The sequence below is a fragment of the Brevundimonas sp. FV1ye7S genome, assembly GCF_058680995.1.
This window is the reverse complement of sequence record NZ_CM178726.1, coordinates 1,859,812-1,879,523: the sequence shown is the minus strand read 5'-3', so window position 1 is coordinate 1,879,523 and position 19,712 is coordinate 1,859,812. Positions and strand designations below refer to the sequence as shown.

Annotated in this window: 18 protein-coding genes and 5 tRNA genes; 19 read left to right on the top strand and 4 right to left on the bottom strand. The window is 67.7% G+C overall.

The window, feature by feature from the left end:
* Window positions 1–22 precede the first annotated feature (22 nt).
* From ACW18C_RS09065 to trhO, 9 genes are all read left to right on the top strand, one after another.
* Window positions 23–451 carry a hypothetical protein gene (locus ACW18C_RS09065; protein ID WP_292150717.1) on the top strand — a complete coding sequence of 143 codons (429 nt, stop codon included), beginning with the start codon at window positions 23–25 and terminating at the stop codon, window positions 449–451.
* Window positions 452–491: 40 nt separating this feature from the next.
* Entirely contained in the window at window positions 492–2,303 is a 1,812-nt protein-coding gene (gene recJ / locus ACW18C_RS09060; protein ID WP_492070551.1) for a single-stranded-DNA-specific exonuclease RecJ, read from the top strand.
* A gap of 96 nt (window positions 2,304–2,399) precedes the next feature.
* A tRNA-Glu gene (locus tag ACW18C_RS09055) sits at window positions 2,400–2,474 on the top strand.
* Between the two features lie 274 nt (window positions 2,475–2,748).
* The gene (locus ACW18C_RS09050; protein ID WP_008264262.1) at window positions 2,749–3,273 is read left to right on the top strand and encodes a cold-shock protein; all 525 of its coding nucleotides are present in this window, start codon (window positions 2,749–2,751) and stop codon (window positions 3,271–3,273) included.
* A 23-nt stretch (window positions 3,274–3,296) separates the two neighbouring features.
* A complete protein-coding gene (locus tag ACW18C_RS09045) occupies window positions 3,297–3,776 on the top strand; it encodes a DUF192 domain-containing protein (RefSeq protein ID WP_492070550.1) in 480 nt (159 codons plus the stop codon).
* Between the two features lie 45 nt (window positions 3,777–3,821).
* Window positions 3,822–3,898, top strand: a tRNA-Pro gene (locus tag ACW18C_RS09040).
* A gap of 78 nt (window positions 3,899–3,976) precedes the next feature.
* Complete coding sequence (locus tag ACW18C_RS09035) at window positions 3,977–4,282, top strand: ETC complex I subunit (RefSeq protein WP_035308636.1); 306 nt, start codon at window positions 3,977–3,979, stop codon at window positions 4,280–4,282.
* Between the two features lie 18 nt (window positions 4,283–4,300).
* A tRNA-Arg gene (locus ACW18C_RS09030) sits at window positions 4,301–4,377 on the top strand.
* Window positions 4,378–4,408: 31 nt separating this feature from the next.
* Window positions 4,409–5,365, top strand: coding sequence for an oxygen-dependent tRNA uridine(34) hydroxylase TrhO (trhO, locus tag ACW18C_RS09025; RefSeq protein WP_492070549.1), 957 nt, complete (start codon window positions 4,409–4,411; stop codon window positions 5,363–5,365).
* A 148-nt stretch (window positions 5,366–5,513) separates the two neighbouring features.
* On the opposite strand, the gene ACW18C_RS09020 is transcribed toward trhO, so the two are convergent.
* Window positions 5,514–5,588, bottom strand: a tRNA-Asn gene (locus tag ACW18C_RS09020).
* Window positions 5,589–5,650: 62 nt separating this feature from the next.
* Between ACW18C_RS09020 and ACW18C_RS09015 the strand changes: the two genes are divergently transcribed.
* Window positions 5,651–6,463 (top strand): TrmH family RNA methyltransferase, encoded by an 813-nt coding sequence (locus ACW18C_RS09015; RefSeq protein ID WP_426025950.1) that lies wholly within the window; start codon window positions 5,651–5,653, stop codon window positions 6,461–6,463.
* A gap of 288 nt (window positions 6,464–6,751) precedes the next feature.
* Here ACW18C_RS09015 and ACW18C_RS09010 read toward each other — a convergent pair.
* Window positions 6,752–6,825: transfer RNA gene (locus ACW18C_RS09010), tRNA-Cys, on the bottom strand.
* A gap of 133 nt (window positions 6,826–6,958) precedes the next feature.
* On the opposite strand from ACW18C_RS09010, the gene ACW18C_RS09005 reads away from it, so the two are divergent.
* The 5 genes from ACW18C_RS09005 to ACW18C_RS08985 all read left to right on the top strand — a co-directional run bounded on the left by ACW18C_RS09005 (window position 6,959) and on the right by ACW18C_RS08985 (window position 13,604).
* A complete protein-coding gene (locus ACW18C_RS09005) occupies window positions 6,959–7,588 on the top strand; it encodes a protein-L-isoaspartate O-methyltransferase family protein (RefSeq protein ID WP_492070548.1) in 630 nt (209 codons plus the stop codon).
* Between the two features lie 121 nt (window positions 7,589–7,709).
* Window positions 7,710–9,245, top strand: coding sequence for a TolC family outer membrane protein (locus tag ACW18C_RS09000; RefSeq protein ID WP_492070547.1), 1,536 nt, complete (start codon window positions 7,710–7,712; stop codon window positions 9,243–9,245).
* Between the two features lie 173 nt (window positions 9,246–9,418).
* Complete coding sequence (locus tag ACW18C_RS08995; RefSeq protein ID WP_154725407.1) at window positions 9,419–10,048, top strand: DUF2497 domain-containing protein; 630 nt, start codon at window positions 9,419–9,421, stop codon at window positions 10,046–10,048.
* Window positions 10,049–10,152: 104 nt separating this feature from the next.
* Window positions 10,153–12,882 (top strand): valine--tRNA ligase, encoded by a 2,730-nt coding sequence (locus ACW18C_RS08990; RefSeq protein ID WP_492070546.1) that lies wholly within the window; start codon window positions 10,153–10,155, stop codon window positions 12,880–12,882.
* The gene (locus tag ACW18C_RS08985; protein ID WP_492070545.1) at window positions 12,879–13,604 is read left to right on the top strand and encodes a TlyA family RNA methyltransferase; all 726 of its coding nucleotides are present in this window, start codon (window positions 12,879–12,881) and stop codon (window positions 13,602–13,604) included. Before ACW18C_RS08990 ends, ACW18C_RS08985 begins: the two co-directional genes overlap by 4 nt.
* A 169-nt stretch (window positions 13,605–13,773) precedes the next feature.
* Here ACW18C_RS08985 and ACW18C_RS08980 read toward each other — a convergent pair whose 3' ends face one another.
* Window positions 13,774–14,445 carry a glycine zipper 2TM domain-containing protein gene (locus ACW18C_RS08980; protein WP_492070544.1) on the bottom strand — a complete coding sequence of 224 codons (672 nt, stop codon included), beginning with the start codon at window positions 14,443–14,445 and terminating at the stop codon, window positions 13,774–13,776.
* A 250-nt stretch (window positions 14,446–14,695) separates the two neighbouring features.
* Between ACW18C_RS08980 and ACW18C_RS08975 the strand changes: the two genes are divergently transcribed.
* Window positions 14,696–15,940, top strand: coding sequence for a class I SAM-dependent RNA methyltransferase (locus ACW18C_RS08975; protein WP_492070543.1), 1,245 nt, complete (start codon window positions 14,696–14,698; stop codon window positions 15,938–15,940).
* A gap of 9 nt (window positions 15,941–15,949) precedes the next feature.
* Window positions 15,950–16,360: a hypothetical protein gene (locus tag ACW18C_RS08970; RefSeq protein WP_035308614.1), complete on the top strand. Its 411-nt coding sequence runs from the start codon at window positions 15,950–15,952 to the stop codon at window positions 16,358–16,360.
* Here ACW18C_RS08970 and ACW18C_RS08965 read toward each other — a convergent pair.
* Entirely contained in the window at window positions 16,357–17,421 is a 1,065-nt protein-coding gene (locus tag ACW18C_RS08965) for a PA0069 family radical SAM protein (RefSeq protein ID WP_492070542.1), read from the bottom strand. The genes ACW18C_RS08970 and ACW18C_RS08965 overlap by 4 nt on opposite strands.
* 144 nt (window positions 17,422–17,565) lie before the next feature.
* On the opposite strand from ACW18C_RS08965, the gene ACW18C_RS08960 reads away from it, so the two are divergent.
* Window positions 17,566–18,264, top strand: coding sequence for a YceI family protein (locus ACW18C_RS08960; protein WP_492070541.1), 699 nt, complete (start codon window positions 17,566–17,568; stop codon window positions 18,262–18,264).
* A gap of 82 nt (window positions 18,265–18,346) precedes the next feature.
* Entirely contained in the window at window positions 18,347–19,672 is a 1,326-nt protein-coding gene (locus ACW18C_RS08955) for a cytochrome b/b6 domain-containing protein (protein ID WP_492070540.1), read from the top strand.
* Window positions 19,673–19,712: the final 40 nt, after the last annotated feature.

The window sequence follows — 19,712 nt, the reverse complement described above, 5'->3', positions numbered from 1 at the left end:
CTTTCGAAAAAGAACGGGGCTGATGGCTTCGTTGCTCTGCCTGGCGACGCTGTCGGCGTCTCTGGGGGCCTGTGCGCGCGCGTTTGCGCCGAGCACCGATCCGACGTCGCCGATCGCGCCGCGGGTTCAGGCCCTGGTCGACGCCAATCGCCATTATCCCAGTTGGGAGAACTTCCCCGCCGCGCCGGTCGACCTGCCGCAGGTGACCCAGGTCGCGGCCCGGGTCCAGGCTCTGGAAGGCCAGGGCGGGGCCTTGGGCGGCGAGGTGGCGCGGATCGACTGGACGCTGGGCGACGCCGAAACCCTGGCCGCCGAGACCCGCGCTCAGGTCGGAGCCGTTCCCGTGTCGCCGGATGCGGCCCGCACCGAGGCCGAGATCGACGCCTTCGCCCAGAGCCTGCGGGATCGCGCCAAGGCCCCGCCGCCGATTGATCGGCGTCCGATTGAATGAGCTTGTCGCCGGGGATCGAGAATCCCCGGATGATGCGACGATGGCGGACGACGGCGGCTTCAAGATCGATAACGCATTTCTGGGCGTGACCCAGTCCCTGTCCGGTCGGACCTGGCGTCAGCGCCCGGCCGAGGCCGCGACCATCCGCGCCCACATGCAGGGGCTGGGCCTGGAGGAGCCGTTGGCGCGGGCCCTGGCCTCGCGCGGCGTGCGGGCCGACCAGGGCGCCGACTTCCTGACCCCGACCCTGCGCGCCCTGTTTCCCGATCCGTCCAGCTTCATGGACATGGACGCCGCCGCCGAGGCCTTGCTGGATGCGTTCCAGGCCAGGTCTCAGGTTCACATCTTCGCCGACTATGATGTGGACGGCGCCTCCAGCGCGGCCCTGTTGGTGCGCTGGTTCCGGGCCATGGGGGCGGACCTGCCCATCTATGTTCCTGACCGGCTGACCGAGGGCTATGGCCCCAGCGCCAAGGCGTTTGACACGCTGAAGGCGGCCGGCGCCGACCTGGTGGTGACGGTCGATTGCGGTGCGGCGGCGAATGAGGCCCTGGCCCATGCGGCGGCCATCGACCTGAACGTCGTCGTCATCGACCACCATCTGATGCGCAGCGAACCGCCCAGGGCGCTGGCGGTCGTCAATCCGAATCGGCCGGGCTGCAACTCGGGCCAGGGCAATCTGGCGGCGGCCGGGGTGGTCTTTGTTCTATTGGCCGCCCTGAATCGCGAGGCGCGGCGGCGCGGCCTGTTCGCGGACCGGCCCGAGCCCGATATTCGCCAGTGGCTGGATCTGGCCGCCCTGGGCGCCATCTGCGACGTCACGGCCCTGACCGGGTTCAACCGCGCCCTGACGGGGTTGGGACTGAAGGTCATGAGCGACTGGAAGAACCCGGGCCTGCGCGCCCTGCTGGCCGCCGCCGGCGCCGAACAAGGGCCGGCCAAGAGCAACCACGCCGGCTTTATACTGGGGCCGCGCATCAACGCCGGCGGGCGGATCGGCCGATCGGACCTGGGCGCGCGGCTATTGTCGACCGACGATCCCGCCGAGGCCCAGGCCCTGGCGCTGGAGCTGGACGCCCTGAACCTGTCGCGCCGCGAGGTCGAACGCGCCGTGACGGAGGCCGCCGTCCGCCGCGTCGAGGCGACCGGCGCCCACGCCGACGAGACGGCCCTGGTCGTCGTGGCGGGCGAGGACTGGCACCCCGGCGTGGTCGGCATCGTCGCCGGGCGCCTGCGCGAACGCTGGCGCAAGCCGGTGATCGTCATCGGGCTGGATCCGGTGACGGGTCTGGGCAAGGGGTCGGGCCGGTCGCAGCCGGGCATGAACCTGGGCCGCGCCATTCAGGCGGCGTGGGAGGCGGGTATTCTTTTGGCCGGCGGCGGGCACGCCATGGCGGCCGGTCTGACGATGGACGGCGCACGACTGGCTGAACTGACCGACTTCCTGAACGACCGGCTGGCCGGCGAACGGATCGAGGCGGTGGCGATGGATGCGCTGGAGATCGACGCCCTGATCGATCCAGGCGCAGCGACCCGGGCCCTGTTCGAATCGTTCGAGCAACTGGCCCCCTTCGGCCCCGCCAACCCCGAGCCGGTCTTCGCCCTGAACGGGGTTCAGGCCCGCGAACCGGTGCAGATGAACGGCGGCCATGTCCGCTGTCGACTGGTCGGGCCGGACGGCGCCTCGGTGCGGGCCGTGGCCTGGCGATGCGCCGATCTGCCGACCGGCCAGGCGCTGCTGAGCGGGCAGGGCGGGCTGAATGTCGTCGGCCGTCTGAAGGCCGACGACTGGAACGGCCGTCGCGGCGTGCAGTTCGAGATCGAGGACGTCGCCGATCCTCGCAGGGTTTGAGCGGCGCGGGCACGCCCTGGACCGTCGCAAAAAACTCGAAATCCGCGCTTGCACCCGTCCGAGGGCGCGGCTATATCGCCGGCTCTCCCGCGCAGCGGTCCCTTCGTCTATCGGTTAGGACGTCAGGTTTTCAACCTGAAAAGAGGGGTTCGACTCCCCTAGGGACTGCCACGCGGGATGAATACGGGCCGTGCCGATAGGCCGCCCGAGCGGCGTTCGCCTCTTCATTTGAGTCCTGCACCAACCCCGTCGTCGCCATGGGCGAAAACCATCACGGGTGGTGTCATTCGTGCGACACAACTGGAAGGTTTCCGCCAGAAGGTGCAAGTTTCGGGCGCCTTTCCCCCATTTTGACCTTTCCAAAGATTCGCGGAACAGTGTTAAACGTAATCGTGTCCGTATGAGGAGCGGACGGGGGTTTGATAATTTGTCTGACTACGATGAGATGGAAACGGCGGAGACCGTTCGTGTCGTCGGGCGCGTGAAGTGGTTCGATCCGGCGAAGGGCTATGGCTTCATCGTGCCGGATGACCCGACGTTGACCGAGCTACGGGATGTTCTTCTGCACATCAGCAGTCTGCGCGACACCGGCCGCGAAACGGCAGATGAAGGCGCGCCTATTGTCTGCGATTGTGTTCGGCGATCCAAAGGCTGGCAGGCCGTCGAGATCCATGACCTGGGAGCGGGCGAGGCGAGCGTCATCGTGCGTCGTTCGGCGCCCATGGCCGAGGCTATCGCGACGTCGCCCGAAATCGATGCGGTCCTGGAGCCGGCCGTGGTCAAATGGTTCAATCGGACCAAGGGCTATGGATTCGTGGTGCGTGATCGCGAACCGGGCGATATCTTCGTCCACATCGAAACCCTGCGGCGCTGCGGCCTGGACGATCTCGTGCCAGGCGACACGGTGCAGGTGCGATTCGCCAGCGGCCCCAAGGGGCTGGTGGTGGCTGAAATCAGACCGGGCGGCTGATCGAGCGGCCCCAGGAAGGGCGCATGATCAACGCGACAAGACGTTTAGTTATGGCCGGGCTGATGGCGCTCGCCGTCGCCGGATGCGCCGCGAAAGCGCCGGACGGGCCGAATGGCGAGCCTTTGCAGAAACTGGCCGTAGTGACGGCGTCGGGCGAACACCCGTTCTGGGTCGAGATCGCCGACGAAGAGCCTGAACGCCAGCGAGGCCTGATGTTCCGCCCCCCGCTGGACGATGATCGGGGCATGCTGTTCCAGTGGCCCGGAGAAGCGCCGCGGGAACAGAGCTTCTGGATGCGCAACACGCCCAGTTCTCTGGACATTCTCTATATCGATCCGAAAGGCCGGATCGTGTCGATCGCGTCTCACGCCACGCCCTTTTCCGAGGCTCCGATACCGTCGAACGGGGCGGCGAACGGCGTGCTGGAACTGCGCGCGGGTCGGGCGGCCGAGATCGGCGCCAAGCCCGGCGACAGGGTTTTGCATCCTTATTTCAAGCCTTGATTGCGGATCGCGTCGCGAAGTGCCAATAGAGCGCTCCGTTCGGTCCGGGGTGTAGCGCAGCCTGGTAGCGCATCTGGTTTGGGACCAGAGGGTCGGAGGTTCGAATCCTCTCGCCCCGACCAAGGAACGGCCGCTGGATTCCGTGTCCCGCGCGCGTTATGGCAGGTCCACTGGACCTGCCGATTACTAGGGATTTCGCCATGCTCGCCCGCATCTACCGCCCAGCCAAGACCGCTATGCAGTCCGGCAAGGCCAAGAGCCGCGACTGGCGTCTGGAGTTTGAACCGGCCTCGGCCCGCAGCCTCGATCCGCTGATGGGCTGGACCAGTTCGTCGGACATGAACGGTCAGGTGCGTCTCGCCTTTGATTCGAAGGAAGAAGCCGTCGCCTATGCCGAACGCCACGGCATTCCGTTCCGCCTGCACGAGCCGAACGAAGCCCCGACGATCCTGAAGGCCTACGCCGACAATTTCGCCCCCAATCGCAAACAGCCCTGGACGCATTGACGCCCGGCTCGCTGCCGAGCGCCCTTAGCTCAACCGGATAGAGCACCCGCCTTCTAAGCGGACGGTTGCAGGTTCGAGTCCTGCAGGGCGCGCCATTCTCGCGACGGCGCCGCTGAAAGCCACGCCATGACCGACTCAAAATCTCTGAACCCCGGCGAGATTCGCGTCGCCGCCCTGTATCGATTCGCCGCGATCAAGGACGTCGAGGCGGTGCAGGCGCGGCTGCACAGCGTGTGCGACGCCGGCGCGGTCAAAGGCACGCTGCTGGTTGCGACCGAGGGGCTGAACGGCACGATCGCCGGTCCTGAAGCGGGTATTGAAGCGGTGCTGGCCGACATCCGCGCCATTCCGGGCTTCGCCGATCTGGAGGTCAAATACGCCTGGACCGGCGACATGCCGTTTCTGCGGCTGAAGGTCCGGATCAAGCGCGAGATCGTGACCATGGGTCAGCCGGACCTGGATCCGGCGCGGCAGGCCGGAGTCTATGTCGCGCCTGCGGACTGGAACGCCCTGATCGCCGATCCGACCACCCTGGTGATCGACACCCGCAACGACTACGAGGGCGAAATCGGCGCCTTCGAGCGGGCGGTGCAGCCGAACACCCGCAGCTTCCGCGACTTTCCCGACTGGTTCCGCACCGATGGCCGCGCCTTGATGGACCAGATGAAGCCGCAGCGGGTGGCCATGTACTGCACCGGCGGCATTCGCTGCGAGAAATCGACCGCCTTCCTGAAGGCCGAGGGGGTCGAGAACGTCCACCATCTGGAAGGCGGGATCCTGCGCTATCTGGAAGAGGTCGAACCGGCCGACAGCCTGTGGCGCGGCGACTGTTTCGTCTTCGACGAGCGGGTCTCGGTCGGTCATGGCCTGGTTCAGGGCGACCACACCCTGTGCCGGGGGTGCCGTATGCCCCTGGACGCCGAAGGCCGGGCGTCGCCCCATTTCATCGAGGGCGTCTGCTGCGAACGCTGCCGGGATACGCGCGACGACGCGCAGAGGCTACGCTACGCCGAACGTCAGAGACAGATCGAGCTCGCCCGTCTGCGCAGGACGGAACATCTGGGGCGACGCGAAGACGGGTGATCGTCAGGCCCAGGCGCGGCGATGAGGGGGAGAAGAGAACCGGTCAGGGCGTCGCCAACGAATGGGCGGTCTTTGCTAAAGCCGCCGATTTTCAGGCTAAAACAGCGCTGGCGGCGAGATGTCTGATGCCGACAGTCTTAGCCCCGAGTGGCTCCGCGGGTAGGATTCGAACCTACGACCAGCCGATTAACAGTCGGCTGCTCTACCACTGAGCTACCGCGGAACTGCTCGGGAGGCGGGCCTATAGCAGCGGCCATTCGATTCGTGCAATGGGAAAAACGACGAATGCGCACGATCTCGATCAATGACCCCGATGACGCCCGGATCTCCGGCTTTCGCGATATTCGCGAACGCGACCTGACGGGCCGCGAGGGCCTGTTCGTGGCCGAAGGCGAGGTGGTGGTGCGGGTGCTGGCCTCGACCGCCTCACGATGCCGACCCCGCGCCCTGCTGCTGGCGGAGAAACGGGTCGCGGCCCTGAGCGACGTCATCGCAGCGCTTGCGCCGTCGGTTCCCGTCTATGTCGCCGGCCAGACCGTTCTGGACCGGATCGCCGGATTTCCGCTGCACCGGGGCATCCTGGCCCTGGGTGAGAAGCCCGTCGCGCCGCCGGTCGAGCACCTGTTGGCGGCCGTCGCGGACGAGGATGTGTTCGTGATCGCCAGCGGCATCGGCAATCACGACAATATGGGCGGCGTGTTCCGCAATGCGGCGGCCTTCGGGGCGCGGGCCGTCTTGCTGGACGAGACCTGCTGCGACCCCTTCTATCGCAAGGCTATCCGGGTTTCGGTCGGGGCCGTGCTGCGGACCCCGTTCACGGTCGGCGGATCGGCCGAGGATCTGGTGGCGGCGATGCAGACGGCGGGGGTGGAGGTGCTGGCCCTGACCCCGTCGGCGACGCTGAGGCTGGCCGACTACCGGCCCCAGGGCCCCGTCGCCCTGATGGTGGGGTCGGAGGGGCCGGGTCTGCCCCGTGCGGTGATTGATCGGTGCCGCGCCGTCGGCGTGCCTATGGCGGGGGGCTTTGATTCGTTGAATGTCGCCGTGACCAGCGCCCTGGCGCTTCATCATGTGACCAGCGGGCGGCCCGCAGGCTGACGCCGGCGTTCACCAGGATGTTAGGTCGTTAAGGTTTTGTACACCTTGCGCGGCGACCGAAACTGTGGCGACCATCGTTCTCGTTGGTGTGGGGGCGCGCAATGAACATTCTGTATTTTCTGAACCGAAACGTCCGGGCGGCGATCTTCATCGCCGCCGGGGTCGCCGGTCTGGGCGCGGCGGGCCTGATCGGCTGGGTGACTGCGCCGATCAGCTGATCCTTCAGGGGCGATAGAGACGAAAAAGGCGCGGATCCCGGGATCCGCGCCTTTTGTTCGTTTGTCGCGATGGAGGCCTGACCGGGAATCGAACCCGGGTGCAAGGATTTGCAGTCCTCTGCGTCACCACTCCGCCATCAGGCCGCCTTGTCCCCGATTTCTCGGGGGCGATCATCGCGAGGGGCGTTCGCTATCAGATCGGATTGTCCGCTGCAACGCGCGGAACTATAAGCGCGCAAGATTTCCTCCCTGACTACCGATTGAAGGCTGCCCAAAGATGGATTTCACCGCCGAGCGCAAGGCCATGGTCGACTCGCAGGTCCGCGTGAACGATGTGACCAATCACGAGATCCACATGGCCATGATGGCGGTTCCGCGTGAACGCTACTGTGCGCCGGACCGCATCTTCGCCGCCTATTCGGACGCATCGGTCGAGATTGCGGGCGACCGCAAGCTGATGCCGGCGCGCGACGTCTCCAAGCTGTTGCAGGCCGCCGATGCGCGGGAAGGGGAGAAGGCCCTGGCCATCGCCGCCCCTTACGCCGCTGCGGTGCTGACGCGCATGGGTCTGACGGTCACGGCGCAAGAGTCTGACGCGGCCGTGTTCGAGGTCGTGGGCGAGGCCCTGGCGGAGGACGGGGTGACGACGGCGGTCGCGCCTCTGGATGCGCCGGTGGGCGAGGGCTGGGACCTGATCGTCTGCGAAGGCGGCGTGGCGGCCTTGCCGGAAGCCTGGGGGCAGGCCCTGCGGGCCGGCGGCCGTCTGGTTGTGGTCGAGCGGCGTGGCGCCATCGGCAAGGCCGCCCTCTATGTTAAGGGCCGCGAAGGCCTGTCGCGTCGCGAACTGTTCGATTCATCCCCGGCCCTTCTCGCGGAACTGACGCCGGCGCCTACATTCGCATTCTGACGTAGTCGGCAGCGCTCGCGGGAAGCGTGAAAAAAACTTAACTGGCGTCAGGTCGACTGAGGCCGCAGTTACGCTTGATGACATTCGGGCGCTCCTCGGGGGCGTCAGGCAAGGACGGACAATGTTGAAACGCTCGCGTGTGCTGGCTTCGGCCGCTGTGGTGGCTCTGGTGACAGGGCTTGGCGCGCCCGCCTGGGCCGAGACGCTGCAGGAAGCGATCGCCCTGGCCTATCAGACCAATCCCAGCCTGCTGGCCCAGCGGGCGAATCAGCGCGCGCTGGACGAAACCGTGGTCCAGGCGCGATCAGGCCTGCGCCCGACGCTGAGCGCCTCGGCCGGGGTCGACTACACCCGCAACGATTTCCCGACCGTCACCCAGTTCGTCGATACGAACGGCGACAATGTGCCGGACACCCAGGTGTCCAGTTCATCGTCCGAGAGCGACGGCGCCACCGTGGGCGTCAGCCTGTCGCAGAACATCTGGACCGCCGGCCGCACCACCCTGGCCATCGACCAGGCCCGGGCCGGCGTGATGGCGGGGCGTGAGAACCTGCGCGAGATCGAACAGTCGGTCATGCTGTCGGTCATCCAGGCCTATGTGAACGTCACCCGCGACATGGAAATCCTGCGCATCCGCCAGGAAAACCTCGCCGTGCTGCAACGCCAGCTGGAAGAGACCAGCGCCCGATTCGAGGTCGGCGAGATCACCCGGACCGACGTGGCCCAGGCCGAGGCCTCCTTGGCCCAGTCCGAAGCCGATCTGGCCAACGCCCAGGCCCAGCTGTCGACCACCCGCGCCGCCTATGCCGCCGTCGTGGGGCAGTCGCCCAGCGACCTTGAGGCGGCCCCGGTCCTGCCGACCGTTCCGAACGATTTCGACGCCGCCATGGAAGTCGCCCTGGCGCGTAATCCGGGCGTGCTTTCGGCGACCTATTCCTTGCAGGCCGCCGAAGCCGCCGTCGCCGCCGCGCGGGCCGAATATCTGCCTTCCGTTCGCGCCACCGCCTCCTACGGCGGCACGGCGAACGATCTGGGCAATCTGAGTGAATTGGCCGACCGCCGCAGCTTCACCGCCGGCGCCACGCTGTCGGTGCCGCTGTTCACCGGCGGCCTGAACCGGTCGCGCGTCGCCCAGGCCCTGGAACGGGCCAACGCCGCCCAGATCGCCGTCGAGGGCGAGCGCCGCACTGTGCTGCAGAACGTCAGCTCGGCCTATGCCCAGGTCCTGTCGACCCGGTCGAACGTCGCCGCCGGCGAAGAGGCCGTGCGCGCCGCCTCGGTGGCCGCCGAGGGCGTGCGGCAGGAGGCGCAGGTCGGCCTGCGCACCACGCTGGACGTGCTGAACCAGGAAGTGACCCTGCGGGCGTCGCAGACCTCGTTGGCCGCCGCCCGCGCCGCCGAATATGTGGCCCGCGCCTCGCTGCTGTCGGCGATGGGCCAGCTCGAAGGGCCGAACCTGAACGCCAATCTGGATGTCTATGACGCCAAGACCAACTATGACCGCGTCCGCAATCGCGGCGGCCTGCCCTGGGACGGCGTGATCGAGGCCCTGGACCGGGTCGCCTCGCCGCCGGTCGTCGACGCCGACGACGCGCGGGATGCGCCGATCGACACTCAACTCAAGGGCGATGTGATCCGCACTGCGCCCGGCACATGACGTCGGCCTGACGAACGAGGGGCAAAACGCCCGTTGATTCCGGCGGGCGTTGATGCGACGACAATATCCTGGGGTCGAGAAGGCTTGGTCTTCCGGTCCCGGACCCGTGCATGGCGTTTGGGGGCGACCTCCACGCCCCCAGTTTCATTCCAGGCCTCTCCCAGGGTTAATTCATGACCGACCAGTCCGCCCCGGAACCCACCATGGAGGAGATCCTGGCGTCGATTCGCCGGATCATCTCCGAAGACGACGCGCCCGCCGAGACGCCGCCGGTTGCGGCCGCGCCCGAACCGGCTCCCGCGCCGGAGCCAGCGCCCGAACCGACGCCTGAGCCTGAGCCCGAGCCTGCGGCGGCCGAGAGTATTTTCGCCGCGCCCGCCGAGCCGGAGCCGCAGCCGGAACCCGAGGTCGCCGATGACGATGTCCTCGAGCTGACCGAACTCTATGAAGCGCCCGCATCGGAAACCATCGGCGATCTGGACATCGTCGAGGCCGCGCCCGAGCCGGTCGTTTCCGCGCCCGAGCCGGCCGAAACCCCCGCCCCGGCCTATGATGCGCTGGTCGGCGAAAGCGCCGCCGCCAGCGCCGCTTCGGCTTTCGCCGGTCTGGCCGCCTCGTTCAAGAAGCCTGAGCCCGCTGCGGCGTCTTCGACGGAAATGCCCTTCGTCAGCGGCAACACCGTCGAGGCCATGGTCGCCGAGATGCTGCGTCCGATGCTGAAGGACTGGTTGGACAACAACCTGCCCGCCATCGTCGAGGCGGCGGTGCAAAGGGAAGTCGAACGCATCGCGCGCAGCGCCTAGCCCTTCGCTTCACCGCAGACTAATCGAGGGGCGGCTCCTGCAGGGGCCGCCCTTTGTCATTCCAGGCCGCCGTTCGGCCGCACGACAACGATCAAAGAAGTCCCATGCTCGAGAAGACCTTCGAACCCCAGGCCGCCGAACCCCGCCTGTACGCCCAGTGGGAAGAGAGCGGCCTGTTCGCGCCCCGCACGGAAGGGGCGCAGGGCGCCTATTCGATCGTTATTCCGCCGCCGAACGTGACGGGCAGCCTGCACATCGGCCATGCGCTGAACAACACCCTTCAGGACATCCTGGCCCGCTATCACCGGATGAAGGGCAAGGCGGTGCTGTGGCTGCCGGGCACGGACCACGCGGGCATCGCCACCCAGATGGTGGTCGAGCGTCAGCTGGCCGCCGTCGGCAATGTCGGGCGGCGCGACATGGGCCGCGACGCCTTCATCGACAAGGTCTGGGAGTGGAAGGCCGAGAGCGGCGGGACCATCGTGCGCCAGCTGCGCCGGCTGGGCGCCTCGTGCGACTGGTCGCGCGAGCGATTCACCCTGGACGAGGGGCTGAACGCCGCCGTCCGCAAGGTCTTCGTGCAACTGCACAAGGAAGGTCTGATCTATCGCGACAAGCGGCTGGTGAACTGGGACCCGCATTTCCAGACCGCCATCTCGGACCTGGAGGTCGAGCAGCGCGAGGTCGACGGCGCCTATTGGCATTTCGCCTATCCGCTGGCGGACGGCGTGACCTACGAACACCCGGTCGCCTTCGATGACGAGGGCAAGGCGACCGAGTTCGAGACGCGCGACTTCATCGTGGTCGCCACGACGCGGCCTGAGACCATGCTGGGCGACACCGGCGTGGCCGTGCATCCGGAGGATGAGCGGTATGCGGGCTTGGTCGGCAAGTTCGTGACCCTGCCCATCGTGGGACGCCGCATCCCGATTGTCGCCGACGACTACGCCGATCCGACCAAGGGCTCGGGCGCGGTCAAGATCACGCCGGCGCATGACTTCAACGACTTCGGCGTGGGCAAGCGGGCGGGCCTGCCGTCGCTGAACATCCTCGACGCCTTCGGCCGCATCACCGACGTGGATACGTCGGACGTGCCGTCGGACTACGTCGGCGTCGACCGCTTCGCCGCGCGCAAGGCCATCGTCGCCCGGGCCGAGGAAGAGGGCTGGCTGCGCGAGATCGAGAAGACCAAGCACGTCGTGCCGCACGGCGATCGCTCCGGCGTGGTTATCGAGCCCTGGCTGACGGACCAGTGGTACGTCGACGCCAAGGTCCTGGCCCAGCCCGCGCTGAAGGCGGTGGAGCAGGGCGAGACGGTGTTCGAGCCGAAGTCGTACGAGAAGATCTATTTCGAATGGCTGAGGAATATCGAACCCTGGTGCATCAGCCGCCAGCTGTGGTGGGGTCACCGCATCCCGGCCTGGTACGGCCCGAATGGCGAAATCTATGTCGCCGAGACGGAAGAGGACGCCCGCGAATTGGCGATGGCGGACTATGATTCCGAGGTCGCCCTGACCCAGGACGAAGACGTTCTGGACACCTGGTTCAGCTCGGCCCTGTGGCCGTTCTCGACCATGGGCTGGCCCGAGAAGACCGAGGATCTGGAGCGGTTCTATCCGACCAGCGACCTGGTCACGGCGGCGGACATCATCTTCTTCTGGGTCGCCCGGATGATGATGATGGGCCTGCACTTCATGGACGAGGTTCCGTTCAAACGGGTCATCATCAACGGCCTGGTCCGCGACGAGAAGGGCCAGAAGATGAGCAAGTCCAAGGGGAACGTCATCGATCCCCTGGGCATCATCGACGAGCTGGGCGCCGATCCGCTGCGCTTCACCATGGCCATCCTGTCGGGCACGCGCGACATCAAACTGTCGAAGCAGCGGATCGAAGGATACCGCAACTTCGGCACCAAGCTGTGGAACGCCGCCCGTTTCAGTCAGATGAACGAGGCGCGGCGCGTGGAAGGCTTCGATCCCGCGACGGTCGAACAGACGATCAACCGCTGGATCCGCGGCGAACTGACCAAGGCCGAGCGGGCCGTGTCCGAGGCCATCGAGGGCGGGCGGTTCGATGATGCGGCGGGCGCGCTGTATCGGTTCGTCTGGAACGTCTTCTGCGACTGGTATCTGGAATTGGCCAAGCCGGTCTTCAACGGCGCCGATGAGGCCGCCAAGGCCGAGACGCGGGCCATGACCGCCTGGACGCTGGACCAGACGCTGAAGCTGCTGCACCCGGTCATGCCCTTCATCACCGAGGAGCTGTGGGCCGAACTGGGCAAGGAGGGGCCGGCGCGGCAAGGCCTGCTGATCGGCGCCGAATGGCCGGTGCTGCCCGACGGCTTCATCGACGCCTCGGCCGAGGCCGAGATTGGTTGGCTGGTCGACCTGGTCGGCGAGATCCGGGGACTGCGGGCCGAGATGAACGTGCCGGTTTCGGCCAAGCCGCCGCTGGCCTTTGTCGCGCCGGACGCGGTGACCGCCGAGCGGATCGCACGCCATCGCGACCTGATCCTGACGCTTGGCCGGGTGTCCGAGGTCGGATCGGCGGAGGCCGCGCCGACGGGCGCCGTGACCTTTGTCTCGGGCGGATCGACGGTCGCCTTGTCGCTGGCCGGCATCATCGACCTGACCGCCGAACGGGCGCGGCTGGAGAAGGAGATCGCCGTCTTCGAGAGCGACATCGGCCATGTGAACAAGAAGCTGGGCAATCCCAACTTCGTGTCGCGCGCCGCGCCGGAAGTGGTCGATGAACAGCGGGCCAAACTGGCCGAGGCCGAGGCGGGCAAGGTCAAGCTGCAGGCGGCGCTGGCGCGGCTGAGCGAGATCGGATGAGGCTGGACCAGCTTCTCGTCACGCGCGGCCTGGCGGAAAGCCGGGCCAGGGCGAAGGCGGCCATCGAGGCCGGGGGCGTCACCGTGGACGGCGCGCCGGCCAAGTCCGGCTCCCAGACCGTCGGAGCGAACGCCGAGATCGGCTATGCCGACGCCCACCGCTGGGTCGGGCGCGGGGCGTTGAAGCTGGATCACGCCCTGACTGTATGGCCCGTGGCGGTCGAGGGACGGGTGGTGCTGGATCTCGGCGCGTCGACCGGCGGCTTCACCGAGGTCTGTCTGGATCGCGGGGCGGCCAAGGTGTTCGCGGTCGATGTCGGCTTCGGCCAGATGCACGAACGGGTCGCGGCCGATCCGCGGGTGGTCGGTCTGGAGCGGACCGATGCGCGCGACCTGACGCCGGATCTGATCCCGGAGCGGCCTTCGCTGATCGTGTGCGACGCCAGCTTCATCAGCCTGATCAAGGTCCTGCCGGTTGCGCTCGATCTGGCGGCCGATGAGGCGGACCTGATCACCCTGGTCAAGCCGCAGTTCGAGGCTGACGGGCCCGGCGGGGTCGGCAAGAAGGGCGTGGTCAAGGATCCCCTGGCCCATGCCGCTGCCGTGGCGCGCGTCGCCGACTGGCTGGAAGCCCTGGGTTGGGCGGTGCAGGCGACGACCGAGAGCCCTATCACCGGCGGAGACGGCAATATCGAGTTCCTGCTGTGGGCCAGGCGAGTCTGAGGCCGGCAGCCCCTCCACCACGCTTCGCGCGATCCTCTTCCCCACTTGTGGGGAGGAGACGGGCTCAAGCAGGCCGAAGGCCGATAGCCCCCTTAAAAATAAGAAGCCGCCGGAGGATTTCTCCTCCGGCGGCTTCCGTCACGTCGTCGATCGACAGGGGGGCTGAAAATTAATCGACGACGCGATAGCGGCCGTACTGGTCGGGGCAGGTGCGGACGTAACGGGTGTCCGTGCGACCATCGGGCAGACGGATCTGGCTTTCGGCCAGACGGCATCCATCTGAATTCTGATAGGAATCGACCGGGCGCGACCGGTCGTCGTAGTAGCCGCGATCCTGGACATAGTCGCCGCGACGGTCATAATCGTCGTAGCGATAGCCCTGATCGCCGCTGTAGCGGTCGTCGTAATAGCTCGGCTGGCTGTAGCCGTTCTGGGCATAGCCGTTCTGGTTGTAGTAGCCCTGCTGACCGTAGCTGCTCTGGTACGAGCGGCAGGCTTCGGAGCTGGAGCGGCCGACCTGAGACCCGATCACGGCGCCCAGAACCCCGCCCAGGATGCTGCCCTCGGTCCGGCGGCCGCGCGCGGCCAGCTGCGAACCGATGACCGCGCCAGCGCCGCCGCCGACGACGGCTCCGGCGCCCGTGCGGCCCTGACGCTCACGGGCGCAGGGGTCGTATTGCCGTTGCTGGTAGCCATTGCCGTAGGCGTAAGAGGGAGCGTAGGCGCCCGTGCCGTAGTTCTGGCTGTAGCCGTAACTCTGGGCCGAGGCGGCCATGGGCGCGGCGACGGCGCCGAGGGTGAAGGCCGCGACGGCGGCGAGGGACTTGGTGGAAAGACGCATCTTCAACCCCTTATGGTCGGACGTTCAGTGACGAGGGCTGAACGGGTGGACCGGCTGTCTGTTGCATTGGGGTTTAAGGGAGTGAAGCTGAACGGCTTTTGAGCGATCCGTTCATTTTCGTTCATCTTTGTTGGCCTATCGCGCTTCGCGCTACTTGAGGCCGGGCTTTAGGCCGTGGCTTGGCGCTACTTGAGGCCGGGCTTTTGGCCGTGGCTTGGCGCGGAGGGGCGTCGCGGCTAGAAGCCCGACGATGCAGACCTTTACGATCAGCCGCGTCGGCGGACAGGGCGACGGCGTCGCCGAGACGCCGCAGGGGCCGGTCTTCGCCGGCCTGACCCTTCCGGGGGAGACGGTGCGGGGCGAGGTCGTGGACGGGCGGCTGGAGCAGGTCGAGATCGTGGCCCCCAGTCCGGACCGGATCGCGCCGGTGTCGCCCCAGTACGGCGACTGCGGCGGGTGTTCGCTGCAACACTGGGCGGACAAGCCTTATCTGGAGTGGAAGCGCGAGCAGGTGCGGCTGGCCCTGGCGCGCGAGGGAATCGAGACCGAGGTCGAGGCGACGGTGGCGAGCCCGGCCGGGACGCGGCGGCGGCTGGCCCTGCACGCACGCCGGACCCAGGACGGCCGGGTGGTGCTGGGCTTCAAGGCGCGGCGGTCGTGGCGTCTGGTCGAGGTGCGCGAATGCCCGGTGGCCGATCCCCGGATCATCCGCGCCATACCGGCCCTGACCGAGGTGGCGGCGGCCTTTCTGGAGCATCCCAAGTCGGCGCCGACCCTGCACGTGACCTGGACCCTGTCGGGGCTGGACGTGGATGTGACGGGCGTCGAGCGGCGCTCGGGCGGGGGGCTGTCGGCCGACGCCCAGATGCGGGCCATAGCGGCGGCGCACCGGGCGGATCTGGCGCGGCTGAGCCTGGCCGGCGACACCCTGGTGATGGCGCGCCAGCCGAAGATCGGCTTCGGTCCCGCGACCGTGCCCCTGCCGGCGGGCGGTTTCCTGCAGGCCGTGCCCCAGGCCGAGGCGGCCATGGTCGAGCGGGCCGTGGCGGCGGTGAAGGGGGCCAGGAAGATCGCCGACCTGTTCTGCGGCGCCGGGACCTTCACCTTCCCGCTGGCGACGGTGGCGCCGGTGATCGCAGCCGATGCGTCCAAGGCGGGGATCGAGGCGCTGAAGGCGGGCGTGGGCTCGGCCAAGGGGATGAAGGCGATCACGGCCGAGGCGCGCGACCTGTTCCGGCGGCCGCTGACCCCCTATGACCTGAAGGGCTGCGACGCCATCGTGTTCGACCCGCCGCGCGCCGGGGCCATCGACCAGACGGCCCAGATCGCCGGGACCAAGGCCGGGGTGGTGGTCGGGGTGTCGTGCAATCCGCAGACCTTTGCGCGGGATGCGCGGGTGCTGATCGACGCCGGGTTCCGGTTGGAGCGGGTCACGCCGGTGGACCAGTTCCTGTGGTCGGCCCATGTCGAACTGGTCAGTGTTTTCAAGCGGTAGGCCGTGAACATGGACGACGATCTGCAGGACGGGCTTGAAGACGACGGCGGCGGGTTCGACGCCGACGACTGGAGCCGACTGAAGCCCTTTGTCGGGGCGGTGGCGACGCTGGACGACGTCCAGGCGCGCCGGGCCGTCTTCGCCCTGGGCGAGACCGACGATCCACGCCCCATCGCCATGGACCTGCCCCAGCCGGTGATCTGGTGGGAGGAGGACGGCGAACAGGCGGCGGTCGCGGTCCAGGCCGAGAGCCATCTGGGGCCGGACGGCGAGGAGATGGAGATCCTGGGCCTGATCCTGCCGGACGGGGAGGGGGCGGTGGCCCTGATGGAGGACGTCGATCTGGTCGACGACACCGACCCGACCTGGCGCGATCTGGTGACGCGGGCGGTCGATCCGTCGGCGGCGGACGCCGATTAACCGAACAGCTCCAACTGCGGCCGGGCGTCGGCGGGGACGCGGAACTGGGTTTCGTCCAGCAGTCGCAGCGGCGCATCGAGCCCGTAGCGTTTGACGGCGGCCTTGAAGCGGGCGCCGATCAGTTCGGCGACGGGGCCGGTCCCCTTCATCCGCTGGGACCAGTCGGCGTCATAGTCCTTGCCCCCGCGGGTCTGGCGGATCAGCGACATGACGCGGGCGGCGCGATCGGGGCGGGCGTCGGCCAGCCATTCGCGAAACAGATCCTTGATCTCCAGCGGCAGGCGCAGGGTGACATACATGGCCCGCGTGGCCCCGGCCTTGGCCGCCGCCTCAAGCACGGATTCCAGTTCGTGGTCGTTCAGGCCGGGAATGACCGGGGCGAATCCGACGCCGACCGGACAGCCCGCATCGGCGAGGCGGCTGATCGCCTCCAGCCGTTTGGCCGGCGTCGAGGCGCGGGGCTCCATGGCGCGGGCCAGGCCCCGGTCCAGGGTGGTGATGGAGACGAAGGCCGAGGCCAGGCCGGCCTGGCCCATCGGCCCCAGTATGTCGGCGTCGCGCGCGATCAGCACCGACTTGGTGATGATGCTGAACGGGTGGTTGAACCGGCGCATGACCTCGAGGATCGAGCGGGTCGATTTCAGATCACGTTCGACCGGCTGATAGGGGTCGGTATTGCCGCCTATGTGGATGCGCTTGCACCGGTATCGGGGGGCGAGGAAGGCCTGTTCCAGCAGACGTGCGCCCTCGGGCTTGAAGAAGATCCGGCTCTCGAAATCCAGGCCCGGGGATAGGCCCATCCAGGCATGGGACGGACGGGCGTAGCAGTAGATACAGCCATGTTCGCAACCTTTGTACGGGTTGACGGAGCGGTCGAAGCCGACGTCGGGACTGTCGTTCCGGGCGATGATGGTGCGGGCGTGTTCGGGCGTGAGGGTGGTGCGCAGCGGCGCGGCCTGGGCGTCGTCGTTCGTCCAGCCATCGTCGAACGACTCATGCTGTTCGGGCTCGTAACGGCCTGTGGCATTCGAACGCGCGCCTCTTCCCTTGGCGGATTTCATGAGACGGAGGATGGATCAGAAAAGAGAACGGAGCAAGAACATTTGTTCTGCATGTCGTTCGCAACAAGCCAAACATAAGACACAGTTTCAGTTGCTGTATGGATATGGCGCCGCTAATGGCGAACCTTAGTCGAGGAGTTTCGCATGACGATCAGACATCTGGCGGCCCTGTCCCTTCTGGCCCTGCTGGCCGCCTGCAACCGTCCGGGCGAGGCGCCGGTCACGGCGCCTGCCGCCGAGGCCGAAGCCGCCGTGGCGCTGAAGGCGCCCGCCGGCGTCTATGCGCTGGATCCGACCCATGCGACGCTGCAATGGTCGGTGCTGCACAACACCATCTCGAACTACACCGCCCGTTTCGACAAGCTTGAGGCGACGCTGACGCTGGATCCGGCCAATCTCGAGAACTCCCGGATCACGGTGACCATCGATCCGACCTCGGTCGACGCCGCCTATCCCGCCGACTACGAGGCCTCGCACGCGGGAACCGGCTTCCACAGCTGGAACGACGACATGGCGAATAACGCCAAGTTCCTGAACGCCAAGGCCTTCCCAACGATCAAATTCGTATCGACCTCGGTCGAACAGACCGGGGCGCGTACGGCCAAGGTGACGGGCGACCTGACCTTCCTGGGCCAGACCCGTCCGGTGACGCTGGACGCGACCTTCAACGGCGAGATCGAACGGCATCCGTTCGCCCAGGTTCCGGCCGTCGGCTTCGCGGCCGAGGGGCGTTTCAAGCGCAGCGACTTCGGCATGGCCGTGGGCCCGGTCGGCGACGAGGTGACGATCCGTTTCGACGGCGAGTTCATCCAGCAGGCCGCCCCGGCCGCGCCGGCGAACTGATCGTCCGCACCGAGACCACCGAAACGGCGGCGGAGGCAGGCTCCGCCGCCGTGCTCATTTTTCGCCTGATCGAAGACTGCTCATGAACGCCGCCCATCGCTATTCCGCCGTCGCCGTCACCCTGCACTGGGTAATCGCCGTCTGCATCCTGTCGATGATTCCGATGGGGTGGTGGATGACTGCGGCCATCGAACAGCCCGACAGCCAGGCCCTGGCCTATCGGGTGTTTCAGATCCACAAGTCGATCGGTTTCCTGATCCTGGCCCTGACCGTGGTGCGGATCGCCTGGCGGCTGACGCACCGGGGGCCGGCCCTGCCGCGCGGGATGAAGCGGTGGGAGGCCTTCGCCGCCCACACGACCCATGTGGCCTTCTACACCTTGATGCTGGCCCTGCCGCTGACCGGGTGGCTGTATGTCTCGGCCGGCTGGGCTGTGTCGCAGGACCGGGCGCTGGAGGTGGCGACCAGCTGGTTCGGCCTGTTTCCCATCCCGCACCTGCCGGGCGTGGCCGAACTGGCGGCGGGCGTGAAACGGGCCCTGGCCTTCCAGGCCATGGGGGCGCATGCGGCGATGGCCTGGGGCGCGGTCGTCCTGGTCGCCCTGCATGTCGGGGCGGCGCTGAAGCATCAGTTCGTGGATCGCGACGGCGTGCTGTCGCACATGGTCCCTTTTCTCAAACCTGGCTTGAAGGCGGGACACGAGCCGTCGGTTTCGGCGCCGTCCTCCCCCTGGGTCGAGCGGGGCGTGGGCGTGGCCCTGATCGCCGTCGTAGCCGTTGCGGGCGCGGTGGCGGCGCGGCCCTACGCCATGCCCGGTCTGGAGATGACCCGGACGGAGGCGCCCGCTCCGGTCTCGGCGCCGGCGTCAGGCCCGGTCTCGGCGGAGGCGCCGGTCACGCCGGGGACGGCCGCCGCCTGGACCATCGACTCCGCCGCCTCGAGCATCGCCTTCGGCGGAACCCATGCGGGCGCGGCCTTCAAGGGGCGGTTCGAACGCTGGGAGGGCCAGGTCTGGTTCGATCCGGCGGATCTGGCGGGATCCAAGGCCGTGATCATGGTGCAGACGGCGTCGGCCCGGACCGGCGACCCGACGCAGGAGGGCTCGCTGCAAGGCGCCGAATGGTTCGATCCGAGCCGGTATCCGACCGCCCGGTTCGAGACCACGGGCTTCCGCGCCCTGGGCGGCGACCGCTATGAGGCGACGGGCAGGCTGCGGATCAAGACGACCACCGTGCCGGTCGTCCTGCCCTTCACTTTCCGAGAAACCGGCGGCGTCGCCGCGGTGGACGGCCGGCTGGAGCTGGACCGCACGGCGCTGGACATGGGCATGGAGTCGGACGCGACTGGGGACTGGGTGTCGAAGATGATCGGCGTCCAGATCAAGGTCACGGCGCGGCGGGTCGGCTAAGGCGACGAATGCGCCGCCGCTTGCCCTGAGGGAAGTCAGG